The following is a 17,540-nucleotide window of genomic DNA, read 5'->3' as shown; positions in this document are numbered from 1 at the left end:
GGTATATCCTCCTTTTTCCGCTGCTCATTTGCATTTATTCAGGCAGTCCTCCGTGATCACCTTCACCAGTACAAAGTCCTCCCCAATCTGCTCTACACAGCCATATGGAATTATGTATTCCGAATCCCTGCCCAAGAAACCACAGATATGGGCCGGGCCCGGTATGATGAACTTCTGAATGCAGCCCGTTTTACAGTCAAATTCTGCATCGGTTATAAAGCCCAGCCTCTTTCCGTCGCAGATATTGATGACCTCTTTCATTCTTAAATCGCTCATCCTCATGGCAAGCTCTCCCGGCATAATACTTTCCTTAAAGATATTTTATGCCATTCGGCCTGTACTTGTTGCCTGTTGCCGGTGATATCCCGGTCAGTTCCTGCTGAACTCCTCCAGGACAAGGCCCGGATTCCGGTCGAGCACCATTCCCATGCTCCAGCTGTTGATAAACAGAAGAAGCGGATTCCCTTTCAGATCTTTCACCCTCTTCATATCAGAGGTGCCCTGAATCTTTTCCACATCCAGGCCGTCCTTGTTGGCGATCCAGCGGATATGCTCATAGGGAAGCGGATCCAGCTTCACTTCCACATTGTACTCGTTATTCAGGCGGAACAAAAGGACATCAAACTGCAGGACGCCTACCACTCCCACAATAATCTCCTCCATGCCGGTATTAAACTCCTGGAAAATCTGGATGGCACCCTCCTGGGCAATCTGGTTCACACCCTTTAAGAACTGCTTCCGCTTCATGGTATCCATCTGCCGAAGTCTCGCGAAATGCTCCGGAGCAAAGGTCGGGATTCCCTCATAGGCAAATTTCTGGCCGGAGGAGGTAAGGGTATCGCCGATTGAAAAAATCCCCGGGTCAAAGACGCCGATGATATCCCCCGCATAGGCTTCCTCCACAATCTTCCTCTCCTGTGCCATCAGCTGCTGAGGCTGGGACAGCTTCACCTTTCTGCCGCCCTGGATATGGTTTACCTCCATGCCTGCTTCAAATTTTCCGGAACAGATCCGCATAAACGCAATCCTGTCTCTGTGGGCCTTGTTCATATTAGCCTGTATTTTAAATACAAAGGCAGAGAAATCCGGACTCACCGGATCTATGATTCCGATGTCTGCCTTCCTTGGAAGAGGAGGAGTCGTCATCTTAAGGAAATGCTTTAAAAACGTCTCCACCCCAAAATTTGTGAGCGCTGACCCAAAGAAAACCGGGGACAGCTTCCCCTGCCTCACCAGCTCCATGTCAAGCTCCTGGCCCGCGCCGTCTAAAAGCTCAATGTCCTCCAGCAGCTGGCTGTGATAGCCTTCCCCAATCAGCCAGTTCACCTGAGGGTCGTTCAAGTCCACCTCTTTTGTGTCCACTTCCCTTTGTCCGTTCATTGCCGCCGTGAATGTGGTGATACATTTCCTGTCTCTTTCATATACACCTTTGAACTCCCGCCCTGAACCTATGGGCCAGTTGACCGGGCAGGTGGCGATGCCAAGAACCGACTCGATTTCATCCATCAGGTCAAACGGATCGTTTGCGTCCCGATCCATTTTATTGACAAAAGTGAATATAGGAATCTGCCGGAGCAGGCAGACCTTGAAAAGCTTGATCGTCTGAGCTTCTACACCCTTGCTGGCATCGATTACCATGACTGCGGAATCCGCCGCCATCAGCGTCCGGTAGGTATCCTCAGAGAAATCCTGATGTCCCGGTGTATCCAGGATGTTGATGCAGAATCCTCCGTAATTGAATTGAAGAACCGACGATGTGACAGAAATACCCCTCTGTTTTTCTATTTCCATCCAATCAGACACCGCATGCTTCGCGGTCTTTTTTCCTTTCACGGAGCCGGCCAGGTTGATCGCGCCTCCATAGAGAAGGAATTTCTCCGTTAATGTTGTCTTTCCCGCATCGGGATGGGAAATGATCGCGAACGTCCGCCGTTTTTCTATCTCGTTTTTCCATGATTCCTGCTGCTTAAAAGCCACTTGATGTGTTCCTCCTAATTGTGATATTCAAAGTTCCTTCCCCATTCCGTTCCTCCGCCAAGTCAATTTAAAACAGGGGGGTAAACAGACTCATTGCTGAAACCAGCAGCTGTTCATATAGCGGGCGGCGCCTGCAAAAGTCCATGGTGATCTCCATGGATTCTTCCATGGTCGATTCAAAATCCCGTTTTAATTCATTTACCGCTTCCGTCTTATAAAGCAGAGCTCCGCACTCGAAATGCAGATAAAGACTGCGGAAATCCAAATTGATGCTTCCGATGGCCGCCAGAGCATCGTCTGCGACGAATGCCTTCGTATGGAGGAATCCGGGCAGATATTCGAAAATCCTCACACCTGCGTTTATCAGCTGGGCGTAATAGGATCTGGTCAGCATGAAGATCAGCTTTTTGTCGGGGATGTGCGGCGTCATGATCCTCACATCCACGCCACTTTTTGCCGCCAAAGTCAGCGCCACCATCATCTCGTGATCGATAATAAGATACGGCGTATAAATATATAAGTATTTCCGGGCGTTATGGATGATGTTCAAATACACGTTTTCACCGGTGCACTCATGGTCCAGCGGGGAATCTCCATAAGGCTGGACATATCCTTTTTCTGCGCTCTCACCCATATGCTCTTTCACACGGTAGGCTTCATAGTCAAAATCCGTATGCTTTATGGAATTCCACATGCCTAGGAACATAGAGGTATAATTCCAGACCGCTTCGCCTTTTACCAGGATTCCTCCGTCTTTCCAATGACCGAAGCGTTCTACCTTATTGATATATTCATCAGCCAGGTTAAGGCCTCCGCAAAACGACACGCGTCCGTCTATCACGGCCATTTTCCTGTGGTCTCTGTTGTTGAAGATAGCAGACATTACAGGGCGGAAGGGATTGAAGGTCCGGCAATGGATGCCTTTTTTCTCTAAAATACGCGGATAATTTCTCGGAAGCAGCCATATACAGCCTACATCGTCATATAAAAGCCGCACCTCTACGCCCTCTTTTGCTTTTTCCTCCAGAATCTTAAGGATCGTTTTCCACATGTAACCCTGTTCTATGATAAAATATTCCAGAAAAATGAATTGCTCCGCTTCCTTCAGAGCTTTGCACAGCTCTTCAAAATACTCTTCCCCTCCGGAAAAATAATGGGTGGAACCATTCCGGTAAGCCGGGAAATGAGCAGTCTCATATAAATACCTGGACTGCTTTGCCATGGCAGGATCAGCCGCCTTGAGCTCCTGATCTATCCCCTCCCGCTGGACCATATAAGGATACAGCTCCTCGTCTATCCTTTGATGTCTTTTCCGATGGGCGACTATTACATTCGCCCTGCCAAAAAGCAGATAAAGTATTGTCCCCACGATGGGCACGCTCAAGATCAGGATGCTCCAGGCCAGTTTATAGGCCGGATTATTCCATTGGCGCACGATATGGATGACCAGCAGAAGTCCGATCAGGGACAAAAGGACAGTGATCGTCCAGTAATACTTTCCCAAAAGCAGCACGGAAGCCACGATCCACGCCACCTGCAGGATGATCACCATGGCCACCCATACCATTCGGCTGGTCAGAAATGTAAGTATCCGCCTCATGTCCTCTCCTTCCTGTCTTTTCTCCCCGCGCAAACGGTTTCTCCCCAGGTAACACAGGGCCTACAGTCTCTTTAATATCTCATCCAAAATGATTTCCGCCACAGCGTCTTTGCTCATTTTGGGAAGCACTGTCTCCCCTTCTGCCGTAAGGATAGTGACCACATTGGTGTCGGTTCCGAAGCCTGCTCCCTCTACCTTCACATTGTTGGCCACGATCATATCCAGATTTTTTTTCTCCAGCTTTTTCCTGGAGTTCTCCACCATATTCTCTGTTTCCATGGAAAAGCCACAGAGAAACTGGCCCGGCCTCTTATTCTTCCCCAGATAACCCAGGGTATCCTCTGTCCTTTCCAGCTGGATAGAAAGAAAATCATCGGATTTCTTCACCTTTTCCTCACTGACGGATACCGGACGATAGTCTGCCACCGCAGCCGCCTTTATAATGATATCCTGATCCGGCGCCCGCTCCGCCACCGCCTCAAAAAGCTCTTTCGCCGTCGTGATCTCCACTGTTTCTACGAAATCCGGTTTCTGGATTTCCACAGGCCCCGTGACCAGAGTGACGCGGGCTCCCCGGTACATGGCCATTTTCGCAAGGGCATATCCCATCTTTCCCGTGGAATGATTGGTAAGGAAGCGCACCGGATCAAGAGATTCTCTGGTGGGGCCTGCTGTAACCAGCACGCGCTTTCCCGCCATATCCTTTTCGAAAGCCAGCTCCCTGAGGATATAGGACAAGAGAGTCTCTTCATCCGCCATTTTTCCATTCCCTGTATCGCCGTTTGCCAGCATCCCCACCACCGGTTCTACAAATTCATATCCGTAACCCCTGAGCTTCTTTATATTTTCCTGGACGATAGGATTATTGTACATATTCGTATTCATGGCCGGCGCCACCAGCTTCTTGCAGGGGCATGCCATGATCGTGGTGGTCAGCATATCGTCGGCAATGCCGTTTGCGATCTTTCCTATCACATTGGCGCTGGCCGGAGCAAGCATCACCAGATCCGCCATTTTTGCCAGAGCCACATGCTCCACACTGAACTCAAAATTCCGGTCAAAGGTATCCATCAGGCATTTTGTCCCGGTCAAAGTCTCAAACGTCGTGGGCGTGATAAAATTGGCCGCGTTCTTTGTCATCAGCACATGCACCTGGCAGTGCTGCTTCTTCAATAGTCTTGCCAGATTGGCGATCTTGTAAGCGGCAATGCTTCCGGAGACACCTAAAAGTACCGTCTTTCCCTGCAGCATATCTTATACTCCTTCTATTGGCAGTGATTGTTATTTTCGTGGTTCTGTGCTATAATCGCACCGTGGCCGGCTGCCGGCCGCACCCTATTCTAAAGACGGCATACGCCGCAAGAAAGGATTTATCTCAAATGATTCTCGCTATAGATATCGGCAATTCCAACGTCGTAGTCGGATGTATTGACTCAAAGCAGACCTATTTTGTCGAACGCGTTTCCACCAATGTAAACCTGACCGTATTGGAATATGCCATCACCATCAAAAACATACTGGAGCTTTACCATATCAACCCCAAGGGGCTTGAAGGCGCTATCATTTCCTCCGTGGTCCCTCCTATTTCAAACACGGTAAAACTGTCCGTGGAAAAGATCATCGGAAAACCCTGTCTCCTGGTGGGTCCCGGCATCAAGACCGGGCTCAACATCGTCATGGACAATCCCGCCACCGTCGGCAGTGACCTGGTGGTAACAGCAGTAGCCGGCATCAAGGAATATCAGGCGCCCTTCGTGGTGATCGATATGGGGACCGCTACCACGATTTCCTGTGTGGACAGGCATCACAACTATATCGGAGGCGCAATCATGCCGGGAATCCGTGTCTCTCTGGAATCCCTGGCCCAAAAAGCCGCTCAGCTTTATACCATCAGCCTGGAGACACCGAAACACGTCATCGGCAAAAATACCATTGAATGTATGAGAAGCGGCATCGTCCTCGGCAGCGCTTCCATGCTGGACGGCATGATCGACCGGTTCGCAGAGGAGCTGGGGGAAATTCCCACCGTCATCGCCACCGGCGGCCTGTCCAAAGCCATCATCCCACACTGCCGGCATGAAATCATCTATGATGACAGCCTGCTTTTAAAAGGGCTTTGGATCATCTATGCCAAAAACCAGTAAAGCCCACAATTCCATAGGGATTTTACCATAAACAGGCAGAAAATACAATAGCAGAATTTTACTGTGATGCGGCTGAAAGAACAGACAAAAAGCGCTTGTCTCCGGCGGAGACAAAGCGCTTTTAATTAGTTTTATCTATCGGCTGAAATTAAAATGCAAAAGAACTTTTCCCAGTGCCATGGTAAGTACCAGCGCAACGATGGCTTCCGGCACTCCGTTGGCTATAACGATCCCTATGATCACCTGATATACTGCACCGACCGCGATTTCCTTTGCGGCAGCGAACTGTTCCACAAAGCAAAAATAAATCAGGTTCATCACCAGCAGGGTATTGGTCAAAGCTCCTACCACGCCTGCTGCGGGCAAAGCTACATATTCCATGGACTTCTTTCCCTTCCCCAGCATCATGATGCCCTTAAACACAAAATAGGGAAACACCCCTACTAAAATCCGGGGGACAAAGCAGATCAAAAGGCTCCATAGGTTGCCTCCGGAATAAAAAGGCGAGAACGCAAATGACAAAAGACTGGGATTAAAGGTGTTGTTGATCAGGCTGGTGAGCCCAAAGATAAATCCAAGAAACGCGCCCTTTTTCGGTCCTAAGACTACGGATCCGATAATGACGGGTACATGGATCAGAGTGGCCTTTATGACCACAAGGTTGATGTAGCCTACGTAAGGCACGAAGGCCATCAGAATGATAATGGCTGCTATGACCGCAGTCAAGACCATGTTCCGGGTTTTTACCGAAGTATTCATTTTTCCTCCTGCTACTGTTCCGCTTCCCGGATCGCCTGACGTTCCGGAGCCGCTGGATACAATGCGTTTTCAGTTCCTCCCCGATTATAGCATATTATCTGGACTTGTCCACCTCTTTTAAAAATTTCTCCCATTTATCTTCATGATCCACAAAATATTTGGGGCAGATTTTTCCTGTTATATCGTAATGGCGGATGATATCCTCCGTATCGATCAGATAGGTATCAGCCAGCCATGCGGTCAATTTCACCAGAGACTGATAAGTAGCCTTCGTAAATTTTCCGCTCTCGTCCTCATGGCAGCACTCAATGGAGATGGTGTTGCTGTTCCTGTCATTGGAAGCGTATGCCACTTCACTCATGGGAACACATTGGAGAATCGTACCGTCCGTGTCGATGATAAAATGGCTGCTGGCATAGGTGCCGGAGCTCCCATCTGCCAGGCCCGCGAAATAATTCCGGTTCTGCTTGGCGGTGGTGCCGGGATTTGCCGTATAATGGACCACTATGCCGTCCACATCGTCCAGAGCCGTACCCGGTCTGGAATATTCATTGGTCGGAAGAAGGTCCCTCTCTATCCAATCCGGAACTTCTATCTTCTCCCACTGAATGACCCGTTTTCCTCCGGCGTCAATATAAACCGGCTGACTGGAATCTCCCGTCTTCCCCTGACTGCCCGTAGTTTTGATGCCTGGGCCGTCTCCGCCCTCCGTCTGCCTGCTATTCCCAGAAAACACCACAGATTTTACAAACATGGCCAATAATATTATCACAAGAATGATTCCCGCTGCGATCGTAATCTTTCTGACCCGTTCCTCCCTCATCGAAACCCCTGCCTTTCTCCTTTGTCTTATCCTTCTATACGCTTTATGTTCTATTTATCTAAGGCGCCAAAAAGGGCGCCTTTCCTGCCGGCACCCTAAGTATAGCATAAAACCCCTATTAAAATATCTGAATTTTCCCTTAAATATTCCCTTCAATTTCATTAATTCCATAAATGGAAGCATTTTCCCGCGCGATTTATCTGTCCAGTCACATCACCGCCTGCAAAAGCATTCCCGCGATTATGGAACATAAAAACAAGATTCCCAGGATCTTCAGATTTTCTTTTCCATTTTTATTCACGCGGAAAAGCACCGCGAGTCCAATCCCCGCACTGGCGCAAAGTCCCGCGATCACAGAGCCAAAGCTCAAGACTCCGCTCAGATAAAGCTCCGTCAGTGCCACAGATGCGGCGCAGTTCGGGATCAATCCTACGAGTCCGGCCAGCACCGGCTGAAACAGAGAATCCTTCATTAATATACGGGATAAGGTCTCGATGCCGACCGCTTCCAGCAGAAGATTCAGGACACAATTAAACAGAAGCAGATAAAGAAAAATCTGTATGGTGTGACGGACAGCCGCTCTCAGGACGCCGCCTTCCTCTTCGCATCCGCAGTGATCACAGATATTTCCCAGCTGTTTTCGTTTCATCGGACTTTTCCTGAGTAAAATATCCACCGCATATCCAAACAAAACTCCTATCACCACCTTGATGGCCAGCAGACGGATCACCACTGCTCCGTTGCCCGGGTTCCCCAGAATCAAAAGTACGGCCTCATCCGAGGTGGAAAGGAACACTGCCAGAAGCGTTCCCACGGTGATCACTCCGCCGGAATACAGATTGGCGGCCGCCACAGAAAATCCGCACTGGGGAATACACCCGAAAAGCGCTCCCACAAGGGGGCCGGCCCCGCCAATCCGCGTGAGCATCCCATTCCTGTGTTTTTCTGAATAATGCTCTATAACCTCCAGAATCAAAAATGCAGCAAACAGGAAAGGCAGCATTTTCACGGTATCCCAAAGTCCGTCTTTTAATGCGTCTATTATATAGTCCAAAGAGACTGCCTCCTTTTTTATCCTTATGATCCGCCGGTATCCTTCCGGCTTTTAATCTCATCCACGAACCGGCTGACCACAGCGGATTTCCCATAGCGTTCCTTGACAGAATAGATGTGCAGCTTTTCTTTTGCTCTGGTCATCGCCACATAGAACAGCCTCCGTTCCTCCTCCACATCCGCCGAAAGACCGGCCTTTTCATGGGGAATCACCTGTTCGTTGACATCCGGAAGGAAGACGACAGGATATTCAAGCCCTTTCGCCCCATGTATGGTCGAGATCACCACTCCGCGGCGATCCGCCGCCGAATTCTCTCTCTGCCGTCTCATCTCCTCGCGGTATTCAGACATGTGACTGAACCAGGCAGCAAAGGTTTTGTATTCTCCCGCATCCGACTGAAGCTCCTCCAGAATCTCTAAAAGACCGTTTTCCTCCAAATGCCGTTCCTTCGCGTATCCTTTCAGATACCCGTCGTATCCGATGGTTTTTCGGATATACCCCACCGCCTGATAAGGAGAAAGTCTGCCCACTGCACGAAGGTCCTCACGAAGAGACCGGATTCGTTCCGCCATCCATGGCTTTTCTTCATACATCGCTTCTATTTCATCCAGAGATACCTTGCTTCCGGAAAATACAGTTCTGGAGATGTAACGGCAGGGCTTGTTGATGATCCGCAGGAGGACAGTCCGGCTCTCATCTCCCATAGCCGCCCGGATATAGGCAAAAATGTCACCGCTGGTCCAATGGTCATACAGACAGGGGACTGTATCCCTCGTCTGGAACGGGATATTATATTCCATAAGCTTTCCAAGAAGCTTCCTGGCCCCCGTATTCGTCCGCACGAGCACAGCGATCTCTTCATAAGCCCTGCCGGCTTCCCGGTAAGAACGGATATGGGACAGAATCCGTTCGTATTCCTCTCCTGTCCCCGGAAAGCTTCCCAGGATAACAGGTCCTCCATCCTTTCCCGTTCCGGAAATTTCCTTGCGGAACCGAACCTTGTTATGGGAGATCAGATTTTCCGCCGCCTGGATGATCTTTTCCGAAGAACGGTAATTCACCGCCAGCAGATACCGGTCCGCTCCCGGATATTCCTTTTCAAAACCGAGCATCAGCTCCGGTCTGGCTCCCCGGAACCGGTATATGGCCTGATCATCGTCCCCCACTATGAACAGGTTATTCTCCGGCAGTGCCAAGAGCTTTAATATTTCATACTGAAGCCGGTTGATATCCTGAAATTCGTCACAGAGGATATATTGGTATTTCCTCTGCCACCCAGAAAGAATATCTTTTCTGGCTGAAAACAGCTCAAAGCAAAGGGAAAGCATATCGTCAAAATCAATTACCTGCTCTTTTCTCAGCCGCTCCTCATATACTTGATAGATCTCCCGAAATGTGTCCTCCGGACAGGTTCTGGAATAATAGTGGCTGATATCCAGCATATCGCTCTTTACCGCGCTGATTTCACTGAGCAGCTCCTGAAGGGACTCTATGCCCTCCTCCGCCATGGCTGGTTCCACCTGTGCCGACACTTCGGAAAGGAGACGGAGCCGTCTCTCCTCCCCAATGATCTGGGACGCGTCGTAGTGATAAGCATGCTTCAGCACGCGGAAATACACGGAATGAAAGGTCCCGAAGGTTACAGGAAGATGCTGTCCTTCCATCAGTTCTTCAAACCGTGTCTTCATCTGCGTGGCCGCCGCCCTGGTAAACGTAATGACCAGAATATGCTCCGGCGCCACACCGTATTCCTCTATGAGCATCCGAATCCGGTGGGTGATAACTAGAGTCTTTCCAGAACCGGGTCCCGCTAATACAAGAGCGGGACCCTCTTTATGGCTGACTGCCATCTTTTGATAAGAATTCAGCTGTGATTGTTCCGATAATGGCTGTTTTAGCATGCGCTTAGCTTTTCAATGCCTTTCTGTATGCGGGAAACCGTCTCCTCTTTCCCGATGATCTCCATGATCTCCGTAGCCCCGGCAGGCGTCATCTGTTTCCCGGACACCGCAGTGCGGACCGGCCACAATACGTAGCCATTCTTGCAGCCCTTTTCCTTCGCGTAATTCTTTAGGACACCGTAAAGCGCGTCATTGGTGAAATGCTCCTGGGCTTCCAGCACCGGCAGGATCTCTTTTAATACCGCCAGGGAGCTTTCTTCTGTGGTCTTCATCTTCTTATGGACGTACATAGATGTCTCATATTCTGGAAGGGCCTCAAAAAAATCGACCAGCCCCGCGATGTCTGGAAATACTTCAATCCTCGTCTGAACCATCTGTGCGATCTTCTTTAAATCCAGCGGTTTATGGATGGCCTCTCTGAGATAGGGCTCTGCCATGGCATAAAACGAATCCGGATCCATCGCCTTTATATATTCACCATTCATCCATTTAAGTTTCTGAATGTCAAATACTGCCGGTGATTTGCTCATATGACGATAATCAAAGGCCTTTACCAGCTCCTCCAGGGAAAAGATTTCCCGGTTCTCCTCCGGGCACCAGCCCAGAAGCGCCACGTAATTCACCACTGCCTCCGTCACAAAGCCCTGAGAGATCAAATCCTCAAAGGAGGAATGGCCGCAGCGCTTACTCAGTTTTTTATGCTGTTCGTCGGTGATCAGCGGACAATGGACATACACCGGCTCCTTCCAGCCGAAAGCATGGTACAGCCTCGTATACTTCGGCGAGGAGGAAAGATATTCGTTGCCTCTTACCACATGGGTAATTCCCATTAAATGGTCGTCCACCACATTGGCAAAATTATAAGTGGGATATCCGTCCGACTTGATCAGGATCATATCGTCAAGCTCAGAATTTTCCACGGTGATATCCCCATAAATCTCATCGGAAAAAGTCGTCGTCCCTTCCGTGGGATTGTTCTGGCGAATCACATAGGGCACTCCGGCTTTCAGCTTCTCTTCCACTTCTTCTTTGGATAGGTGCAGACAATGCTTATCATATACCACGATTTCTTTACCCGCAACCTCAGTCTTTAGAGAATCCAGCCGGTCCTTATCGCAAAAGCAATAATACGCCTCCCCCTTATCCACCAGTTCTTTTGCATATTGCAGATAAATGCCCCGGGCATTTCTCTCGCTCTGCACATAGGGGCCGCAGCCGCCGTCCTTGTCAGGGCCCTCATCATGGATAAGCCCCGTCTTTTCAAGCGTCCGGTAAATAATATCCAGGGCTCCCTCCACAAAGCGTTCCTGATCCGTGTCTTCCACACGCAGAAGGAAATCACCCCCGTCGTGTTTCGCGATCAAATAAGCATACAGCGCCGTACGCAGGTTTCCCACATGCATTTTGCCTGTGGGGCTCGGCGCAAACCTCGTTCTTACTCTTTCCATGATAGCTGTCCTTCCTATTGTATAGTTCTATTGAATGACCTCTGGCAGTACATCCGATACTTTTTCATAGATCACCATATCGGCTTCCCGGTCCGTCGGATGAGTCTCATTGTTGATCAGCACCAGCTTGTCCCCAGTGTAATAAAGGCGGAACCTCTTGGTCAGATAAGCATCCAGATGGGTGCCTATCACAAGAAGCATATCGGCCGCCTCCGTTTCATTGGCCACCTTAGTGATCAGGCCATTGTCGAGCATCTCTCCCGCCAGAAGGATACCCGGCCTGATCGCACTCTGGCACTTGTCACAGTGGGGAATTCCGTGGGATTTTAAAATATACTCCGGTGAAAATTCCTTTCCGCACCCGGTACACCTGTTGTTGTGAAAGTTTCCGTGCAGCTCTATGACATTTTTCACTCCGGCCGCCTGATGCATACCAGATATGCTCCTGGTCGCTACGGTCACATATCCCCCGGTTTTCTTTTTCTGAGCTTCCAGACGAGCCAGGGCATAATGAGCCGGATTCGGCTCTCCGCCTCTGCTTAAGACCTCTTTCTTATAAAAGTTGTAGAAGGAGCCTGGACGGCTGTTGTAAAACTGGGCGCTTAAAAGCTCTTCCGGCGACACACCGTATTCAGCTTCAATCTGATACGCGTAAGGCTCATCCCGAAAGTAAGCGATTCCCGATTCCCGTATCATACCCATGCCGCTGAACACCATAATCTTCTGGCTTTCATCGATCATCTTCTTCAATATTTCATATGCCATATCATCACCTCTGTCAATTCCACATTCTGCAGCCCGTTTACCCTTCCCCTTTATAAAACTACAGCCATTATATACGATTTTATTTTAATTAGAAAGCCCTTTTTTTCTCAAAGAAAAAGGCTTCCTATCTGATATACCAGCACGGCCGCCGTCCACGCCAGAAGCATCTGAAACAAAACCATTCCGGCCGTCCACTTCAAAGAATGGGTCTCTCTGCGGATGGTGCCGATAGCCGCCACACAGGGCGTATACAGCAGACAAAAAAGCATGAACGCATATGCGTTCAGCGGACCGAATCCCTGCGAGCCCAGGGCTCCCGAAAGGGCGGTCATGCCATAAGCCGAATTGATATTGCTGATTCCAAAGAGCACAGAACAGCTGGATACCACTACCTCTTTTGCGGATAACCCACTGATGAGCGCTACCGCGATCTGCCAGACGCCGAGGCCCGCGGGAGCCAATACCGGGACAAGAGCGTGGCCGAGCATGGCCCCGAAGCTGTCCGACACTTCTGTGACCATTCCAGAAAAATTAAAGTTCAGGACGAACCAAAGTACTATCGATGCAATGAAAATTGTGGTTCCCGCTTTGGTAAGATAATCCTTGATCTTTTCCCATACATAGATGGCAATGGTCCTGGCATTGGGCGTTTTATATTCGGGCAGCTCAATGAGAAGGGCATTTTCCAGTTTTTTAGGCGACAGGCGGTCGACCACCAAAGCGACGACAATGGCCATCAGGACGCCGATGACATAAAGGGAATAGGCGACAAACATGGCTTTGTTTCCGAAGAATACACTGGCAAACAGGACATAGACCGGAAGTCTCGCCGAACAGGACATGAACGGCGTGATAAGGATAGTTCTTCTCCTGTCCCTCTCGCTTTCCAGACCCCTGGTCGCCATAACGGCAGGCACCGTGCAGCCAAAGCCCAGGACCATGGGCAGAAAGGCTTTTCCGGAGAGACCCACCCTGCCCATGATATCGTCCATTACATAAGCCACTCTCGCCATATACCCGGAGTCCTCTAAAAAAGCGAGGGCGAGAAACAGAATGAATATATTGGGCAGAAAGGTAAGAATACCGCCCACCCCCGCTATGATTCCGTCTACGATCAACGATACCAGCCAGTCTGCAGCCCCGATATTCTGCAGCAAAAGCAGCGTTTGACCGGAAAACCACTCCAATCCCATTTCAAAATAACCCTTAAGAAAATCTCCTATGGTAAAGGTCAGGAAAAACACCAGGGCCAGGATTCCCAGAAATATCGGCACTCCCCAGATACGGTGCGTCATCCACCGGTCAATCCGCTCCGTGCTGGCCGCTTTTTTCTCCTTATTGACCATACACTCTTCCATAATCTCTTCTATGTAGTCATATTTCTCATTAATAATCTGCTTTTCATAGGATTCATCCAGCACTCCGGGCAGATCCAGCGGATATTCTTTCGTGACCTCTTCGTCAAAATCCAGTTCTTTAATGGCCAGCCACCTGACACCAGGCAGCTCTCCATATTTTTTATTCAGAGCATTCTCTGTCTTGGCAATCCTGGCCTCCAGCCCTTTGGAATAAAACATCACCTGACTGTGAAGCCCCTCCTCGGAATGATGCACCACAGCGTGAAGAAGGACCTCCAGCCCGGTCCTTTTCCTTGCGGACACCGGAACCACGGGAATTCCACCCAGCATTTCCGGCAGACGGTGGAGATCGATCTCCAGCCCCCGCTCCTCCACGATATCCATCATATTCAGCGCCAGGATCACAGGTTTTCCAAGCTCCAAAAGCTGAAGCGTCAAATACAGGTTCCGCTCCAAAGAAGACGCATCCACCACATTGATGATGACGTCTACTTCTTCTCCCATGACACACCGTCTGGATACCTTTTCCTCGATACTGTATGAAGTCAGGCTGTATATGCCCGGAAGGTCAATGACCTTGATCCTCTGGGATCTGTATTTCGCCTCTCCCTCCACACGCTCGACAGTAACCCCCGGCCAATTGGCCACTTTAAGGGATGCTCCAGTCAGGGCATTGAACAATGTAGTTTTTCCGCAGTTTGGGTTTCCGACAAATCCTACCGTAATGCTTTTTTGACCTGAAGCCGCCTTCATCCCTGTACCTCCTTTATGAAAATACCGTCGGTGATCAAGCGGCCCAAAGCCAGCCTCGTTCCCCGCACGCGGATGATGGTCGAACCATTCCGTTTATTATTTAAAATCGTGATCTTCGTCTGTTCATTGACCCCCAGCGCCTCCAGGCGCCGGGTCACAGTTTCTTTCACCTGCAGACGCTCCACTTGATAAACACAGCCTATTTTCCCTTCAGTCAGAGTCATTCTCCTCATTCCCTCCGCGACGTTCATTCTGACAGATAGCCCTGGTGCGGAATTCCTTCCTCCAGGGCTATTCTATGAGAATTGTATGCCAATTAAGAATATTTGTCAACAAAAGTTTCGGAAATCAGGATTCCTTCTCCCCGGGAGTCAGGCGGGCTCGGAGAAACCGTCTTTTCACTTCCCGAAGGCTGAACGGGATGATCGGGTATATATAGCTCTTTCCGGCAATGGTCTTATTCGTCACCACAGCCAGAACAAAAATCAGCATGCCGGCGATGAACCCCCACAGATTGAATATCGAAGTAAGGATAAGCAGGATCAGACGCATGAATTTAAGTGCATATCCCAGTTCAAAGCTGGACTGCGTGTAGTTGGACAGAGCGACAAACGCCATATAGAGCATTGTTTCAGAATTGAACCAGCCGGAATTTGCCGCAAATTCTCCGACCACGAGGGCCGCTATCACGCTGAGCGGCGTCGACAGCATACTGGGCGTATTCAAGGATGCCAGCCTCAGACCGTCAATGGCGAATTCCAGAATGAGCAGCTGCCAAATCAATGGAATGTTCACCGCATCCTTGATCATGATAAACTGAAAGCTATCAGGAATCCATTCCGGATTCTGCATGAACAAAAGCCACAGCGGCGTAAGGATTACTCCGAGGATTGTGATCAGCATCCTTGAAAGTCTCAGATAGGTCCCGGTGACCGGCGGAAAATAGAAATCATCCGCCTCTTCAATGATATCAAATACAGATGACGGAAGAATCATAGCCGCAGGCGATGTATCCACCAGAATGATGATATTTCCCTCAAGCAGCTGGGCGGCAGCAGTGTCGGGACGTTCCGAATATTTGAATTTCGGAAAAGGATTATACCATTTATATGGATATATACATTCTGCCAGACTCTCCTGGCTCATGGTCAGAGCGTCCACCTGGATATCTTCAATCCTCTTTTTGATCTTCTTCAAAAGCTCCGTATCCACACGCCCTTCCATATAACAGATGGCAATGTCCGTCCGGGAGCTCTTTCCCGCCTGGGTGATTTCCACGCTCAGCTTCGGATCTCGGATTCTGCGCCGTATCATGGCGGTATTGAAGATCAGGGTCTCTACAAATCCATCCCGTGAACCGCGCAGCACTTTTTCTTTTCCTGGCTCTGACACACTTCTAGCCGGATATGTCCTGCAGTCTATGGTCAAACAGGCGTCATAGCCGTCAATGAACAGACAGGTGATGCCCATCAAAAGCTGTGTCGTGATCTCATCCACGTCCCTCAGAATACCAATCTCTCCATAGGGCAGGTGCTTTTTAGAAAACTCGTGGGCCTCCTTGGGAAATTCTTCCGCGGATATCCCGCACATATATTGGATGATCCTCTGCAGTACCGCGTCTTTTACAAATCCGTCCACAAAATAAAAGCAGGCCTGACGGCCTCCGATTTTCATGGTGCGGTAAACCACGTCGAAGTTGGTATCCACTCTCAAAAGTTCGTGGAACAGCTGCATATTATCCCCGATATTGGAAGATATGGACTGTTTCGTTTTCTCGTCTTCTTTCATCACTCTTCTCCTTTCCGCGCTTCTGTCCTTATTGTCCGCAGGGAAAGGAGATTCTATACGATAATCTTTTATCTTAATATAATGGCAAGCTCTGTCTACTTCTGGCCATAGGTCGCATTGGGACCGTGCTTCCGGAAATAATGCTTATCCTGGATATAAGAAAGAGCCGGCTCCGCTTTCGGATTCAGCATCTCTGTCCGAGTGGCCATTTTAGCCACTTCTTCCAGCACGACTGCATTGTGGACTGCCTCTGCCGCGTTCTTTCCCCAAGTAAACGGACCATGGCTGGTGCAGAGTACTCCGGGCGTGGACAAAGGATCTTTTCCTTCGAAGGCCTCAATGATGACCTTCCCTGTATTCTTTTCATAAGCGCTTTCGACTTCTTCTTTCGTCAGTACACGCGCACAGGGAATCTCTCCGTAAAAATAATCCGCATGGGTCGTTCCATAACAGGGGATTCCCCTGCCAGCCTGTGCCCAGGAAGTGGCCCAGGAAGAGTGTGTGTGCACGATACCGCCTATCCCTGGAAATGCCTTATAAAGCTCCACATGGGTCGGCGTATCGGAAGACGGACGGAGCGTGCCTTCTACTACCTTTCCATCCAAATCCACAACAACCATATCCTCTGGCTTCATCGTGGCGTAATCAACGCCGCTGGGTTTGATCACCACCAGGCCGCTCTCTCTGTCAACGGCGCTGACATTTCCCCATGTGTAAACTACCAGACCGTGCTGGGGGAGCTCCATGTTTGCCCGATATACTTCCTCTTTTAATCTCTCCAACATATTATCCTCTCCTTTTTTCGTTGAAAAAGAACCGCCGGTCTTTAACGTCCCGGCGGCCCTTTACCACTATCTATTCACACTCGTAATCACAGCAGGTCCTGTCAGTCAGGTACGGTTTTACACAAACCCCCACTGCTTCCACATGTCCGGGATGTACCTGATATGCAGCCAACGCTTCTGCCGATACGAAGGTGCTGTCCAGAACGATGTCTGCAGAGCTGGTGGGCAGGGGCGGAGCGATCACTTTTACGTCCACTACTCCTTCTGCCACAGCTTTCACTGCCTGCAGGCGTTCATTGAACTCCGCCGCAACAGCTGCTTTCTGCTCCTCGGACAATTCCGGCTTAAACTTCCAGCTCACCAAATGCTTAACCATCATAAGTCT

The 17,540-nt window shown here is 49.6% G+C and carries 16 protein-coding genes; 1 reads left to right on the top strand and 15 read right to left on the bottom strand.

What is annotated here, in order from left to right:
• Positions 1–24: 24 nt before the first annotated feature.
• From H9Q78_RS00180 to coaBC, 4 genes are all read right to left on the bottom strand, one after another.
• Entirely contained in the window at positions 25–282 is a 258-nt protein-coding gene (locus H9Q78_RS00180; RefSeq protein WP_231061853.1) for a YlmC/YmxH family sporulation protein, read from the bottom strand.
• A gap of 87 nt (positions 283–369) precedes the next feature.
• The gene (locus H9Q78_RS00175; RefSeq protein ID WP_249302801.1) at positions 370–1,977 is read right to left on the bottom strand and encodes a peptide chain release factor 3; all 1,608 of its coding nucleotides are present in this window, start codon (positions 1,975–1,977) and stop codon (positions 370–372) included.
• Positions 1,978–2,044: 67 nt separating this feature from the next.
• Positions 2,045–3,577: a cardiolipin synthase gene (gene cls / locus H9Q78_RS00170; protein ID WP_249302799.1), complete on the bottom strand. Its 1,533-nt coding sequence runs from the start codon at positions 3,575–3,577 to the stop codon at positions 2,045–2,047.
• 60 nt (positions 3,578–3,637) lie between these two features.
• Positions 3,638–4,828, bottom strand: coding sequence for a bifunctional phosphopantothenoylcysteine decarboxylase/phosphopantothenate--cysteine ligase CoaBC (gene coaBC, locus H9Q78_RS00165; RefSeq protein WP_249302798.1), 1,191 nt, complete (start codon positions 4,826–4,828; stop codon positions 3,638–3,640).
• Positions 4,829–4,956: 128 nt separating this feature from the next.
• On the opposite strand from coaBC, the gene H9Q78_RS00160 reads away from it, so the two are divergent.
• Positions 4,957–5,721 carry a type III pantothenate kinase gene (locus tag H9Q78_RS00160; RefSeq protein ID WP_249302796.1) on the top strand — a complete coding sequence of 255 codons (765 nt, stop codon included), beginning with the start codon at positions 4,957–4,959 and terminating at the stop codon, positions 5,719–5,721.
• A gap of 135 nt (positions 5,722–5,856) precedes the next feature.
• On the opposite strand, the gene H9Q78_RS00155 is transcribed toward H9Q78_RS00160, so the two are convergent.
• From H9Q78_RS00155 to H9Q78_RS00105, 11 genes are all read right to left on the bottom strand, one after another.
• A complete protein-coding gene (locus H9Q78_RS00155; RefSeq protein WP_249302795.1) occupies positions 5,857–6,480 on the bottom strand; it encodes an ECF transporter S component in 624 nt (207 codons plus the stop codon).
• 94 nt (positions 6,481–6,574) lie between these two features.
• Positions 6,575–7,303, bottom strand: coding sequence for a peptidoglycan recognition protein family protein (locus H9Q78_RS00150; protein ID WP_249302793.1), 729 nt, complete (start codon positions 7,301–7,303; stop codon positions 6,575–6,577).
• Between the two features lie 208 nt (positions 7,304–7,511).
• On the bottom strand, positions 7,512–8,357 hold the full coding sequence (locus H9Q78_RS00145; protein WP_249302791.1) for a putative manganese transporter: 846 nt from the start codon (positions 8,355–8,357) through the stop codon (positions 7,512–7,514).
• Positions 8,358–8,380: 23 nt separating this feature from the next.
• Positions 8,381–10,258: an ATP-dependent helicase gene (locus H9Q78_RS00140; protein ID WP_249302789.1), complete on the bottom strand. Its 1,878-nt coding sequence runs from the start codon at positions 10,256–10,258 to the stop codon at positions 8,381–8,383.
• Positions 10,252–11,706: a glutamate--tRNA ligase gene (gene gltX, locus H9Q78_RS00135; RefSeq protein ID WP_249302787.1), complete on the bottom strand. Its 1,455-nt coding sequence runs from the start codon at positions 11,704–11,706 to the stop codon at positions 10,252–10,254. Before gltX ends, H9Q78_RS00140 begins: the two co-directional genes overlap by 7 nt.
• A gap of 27 nt (positions 11,707–11,733) precedes the next feature.
• Positions 11,734–12,471: a Sir2 family NAD-dependent protein deacetylase gene (locus H9Q78_RS00130; protein ID WP_249302785.1), complete on the bottom strand. Its 738-nt coding sequence runs from the start codon at positions 12,469–12,471 to the stop codon at positions 11,734–11,736.
• A gap of 107 nt (positions 12,472–12,578) precedes the next feature.
• Positions 12,579–14,582, bottom strand: coding sequence for a ferrous iron transport protein B (gene feoB / locus H9Q78_RS00125; RefSeq protein ID WP_249302783.1), 2,004 nt, complete (start codon positions 14,580–14,582; stop codon positions 12,579–12,581).
• Positions 14,579–14,806, bottom strand: coding sequence for a FeoA family protein (locus tag H9Q78_RS00120; RefSeq protein ID WP_249302781.1), 228 nt, complete (start codon positions 14,804–14,806; stop codon positions 14,579–14,581). The genes feoB and H9Q78_RS00120 overlap by 4 nt, the downstream gene beginning before the upstream one ends.
• A gap of 124 nt (positions 14,807–14,930) precedes the next feature.
• On the bottom strand, positions 14,931–16,370 hold the full coding sequence (locus H9Q78_RS00115) for a spore germination protein (RefSeq protein WP_249302779.1): 1,440 nt from the start codon (positions 16,368–16,370) through the stop codon (positions 14,931–14,933).
• A 95-nt stretch (positions 16,371–16,465) separates the two neighbouring features.
• Entirely contained in the window at positions 16,466–17,155 is a 690-nt protein-coding gene (locus H9Q78_RS00110) for an L-ribulose-5-phosphate 4-epimerase (protein ID WP_283245054.1), read from the bottom strand.
• 70 nt (positions 17,156–17,225) lie between these two features.
• Positions 17,226–17,534 carry a Dabb family protein gene (locus H9Q78_RS00105; protein ID WP_249302777.1) on the bottom strand — a complete coding sequence of 103 codons (309 nt, stop codon included), beginning with the start codon at positions 17,532–17,534 and terminating at the stop codon, positions 17,226–17,228.
• Positions 17,535–17,540: the final 6 nt, after the last annotated feature.

The organism is Qiania dongpingensis (genome assembly GCF_014337195.1).
GTDB classification, from domain to species: Bacteria; Bacillota; Clostridia; order Lachnospirales; family Lachnospiraceae; genus Lientehia; species Lientehia dongpingensis.
Note: the sequence above shows the minus strand (reverse complement) of the source record. Positions and strands in the feature narration are given on the sequence as shown.

What these genes read in the sequence shown, in the direction of transcription:
- H9Q78_RS00180 (WP_231061853.1), bottom strand. Translation starts at nt 282, where the DNA reads ATGAGGATGAGCGATTTAAGAATGAAAGAGGTCATCAATATCTGCGAC.
- cls (WP_249302799.1), bottom strand. Translation starts at nt 3,577, where the DNA reads ATGAGGCGGATACTTACATTTCTGACCAGCCGAATGGTATGGGTGGCC.
- coaBC (WP_249302798.1), bottom strand. Translation starts at nt 4,828, where the DNA reads ATGCTGCAGGGAAAGACGGTACTTTTAGGTGTCTCCGGAAGCATTGCC.
- H9Q78_RS00160 (WP_249302796.1), top strand. Translation starts at nt 4,957, where the DNA reads ATGATTCTCGCTATAGATATCGGCAATTCCAACGTCGTAGTCGGATGT.
- H9Q78_RS00155 (WP_249302795.1), bottom strand. Translation starts at nt 6,480, where the DNA reads ATGAATACTTCGGTAAAAACCCGGAACATGGTCTTGACTGCGGTCATA.
- H9Q78_RS00150 (WP_249302793.1), bottom strand. Translation starts at nt 7,303, where the DNA reads ATGAGGGAGGAACGGGTCAGAAAGATTACGATCGCAGCGGGAATCATT.
- H9Q78_RS00140 (WP_249302789.1), bottom strand. Translation starts at nt 10,258, where the DNA reads ATGCTAAAACAGCCATTATCGGAACAATCACAGCTGAATTCTTATCAA.
- gltX (WP_249302787.1), bottom strand. Translation starts at nt 11,706, where the DNA reads ATGGAAAGAGTAAGAACGAGGTTTGCGCCGAGCCCCACAGGCAAAATG.
- H9Q78_RS00130 (WP_249302785.1), bottom strand. Translation starts at nt 12,471, where the DNA reads ATGGCATATGAAATATTGAAGAAGATGATCGATGAAAGCCAGAAGATT.
- feoB (WP_249302783.1), bottom strand. Translation starts at nt 14,582, where the DNA reads ATGAAGGCGGCTTCAGGTCAAAAAAGCATTACGGTAGGATTTGTCGGA.
- H9Q78_RS00120 (WP_249302781.1), bottom strand. Translation starts at nt 14,806, where the DNA reads ATGACTCTGACTGAAGGGAAAATAGGCTGTGTTTATCAAGTGGAGCGT.
- H9Q78_RS00115 (WP_249302779.1), bottom strand. Translation starts at nt 16,370, where the DNA reads ATGAAAGAAGACGAGAAAACGAAACAGTCCATATCTTCCAATATCGGG.
- H9Q78_RS00110 (WP_283245054.1), bottom strand. Translation starts at nt 17,155, where the DNA reads ATGTTGGAGAGATTAAAAGAGGAAGTATATCGGGCAAACATGGAGCTC.
- H9Q78_RS00105 (WP_249302777.1), bottom strand. Translation starts at nt 17,534, where the DNA reads ATGATGGTTAAGCATTTGGTGAGCTGGAAGTTTAAGCCGGAATTGTCC.